Annotated in this window: 1 protein-coding gene; it reads left to right on the top strand. The window is 75.4% G+C overall.

Features of this window, described 5'->3' with window-relative positions:
• Positions 1 to 91: 91 nt before the first annotated feature.
• Positions 92 to 1,192: helicase-related protein (locus tag G7A99_RS20190; RefSeq protein ID WP_163143625.1), on the top strand; the 1,101-nt coding region annotated here is incomplete at its 3' end.

The raw sequence follows: 1,192 nt of genomic DNA, 5'->3' as shown, positions 1-1,192 counted from the left end.
CGCCACGACGCGGATCCGGTGCCGAAGATCGCGCACGAGTTACTGCGCCGGCCCTTGGGCTTGTCGCCGCGCGCGGATACCCTGTCGGGCCATGACCGAGAGCGCGCCCCAACTCCCCATTGACGTCATCGAGCCGTCCTTCCGTACCGCCCTGGCGCAGGGGCCGGTGGTGGTGTCCGCGGCCACAGGCTCGGGCAAGTCCACGCGGCTGCCGCTGTGGGCGCGGGGGCAGGGGCGGGTGCTGGTGATCGAGCCGCGCCGGCTCGCGGCCACCAGCCTGGCCGGCTTCGTCGCGGGCAACCTGGGCGAGTCGCCCGGCGGCCGGGTGGGCCATGCCATCCGCGGTGATGTCCGCCACGGTCCGGACAGCGAGGTGGTGTTCGTCACACCCGGTATCGCCCTGCGCTGGCTGGCGGCGGACGGGCTTGCCGGTTTCGCCACTGTCGTGCTGGACGAGTTCCACGAGCGGCGCTGGGACACGGACCTGCTCCTGGCGCTGCTGCGTGCCCGCACGGAGGGGCCGCGGCTGGTCATCACCTCCGCGACGATTCAGGGCGAGCGCCTGGCGGGCCACCTCGGTGCCGAGCTGCTGGAGGCGGCGGGCCGGGCCTATCCCGTGAGCGTCCACCACCTCGGCGACGATCCCAGGGGGATGCCCGACAGCCGTGAGCTGAAGACCCGCCTTGCGCCCGCAGTGGAGCGGGCCCTGGCGGAGACGGAGGGGCACGTGCTCGTGTTCCTCCCCGGCCGCGGGGAGATCGCGGACGCGGCGCGGGCGCTCGGCGGGGTCCAGGCGGAGGTCATCGCGCTGCACGCGGGCGCGCCGGCGGCGGACCAGCGCCGGGCGTTGAGCCCCGAGGGGCCACGCCGGGTGATTCTCGCCACCAACGTGGCGGAGACCTCGCTCACCGTGCCCGGCGTCACCGCCGTGGTGGACAGCGGCCTGGAGCGGCGCACGATGCGGCGCAACGGCCGCACCGTGCTGGCGCTGCAGGCGGTCTCCCGCGCCAGTGCGGACCAGCGCAGGGGGCGCGCCGGACGAACGGCCCCCGGCGTATGCCTGCGCCTGTGGGGCGAACGCGCGCCGCTCGCCGAGATCACGCCGCCGGAGGTGGTCCGCGAGGATCTCACCGAGCTGGTGCTGGCCGCCGCGTGCGCCGGGCGGGATGCCGCGGCGCTCGAATTCCCCGAG

The sequence above is a fragment of the Arhodomonas sp. KWT genome, assembly GCF_010993615.1.
Note: the sequence above shows the minus strand (reverse complement) of the source record. Positions and strands in the feature narration are given on the sequence as shown.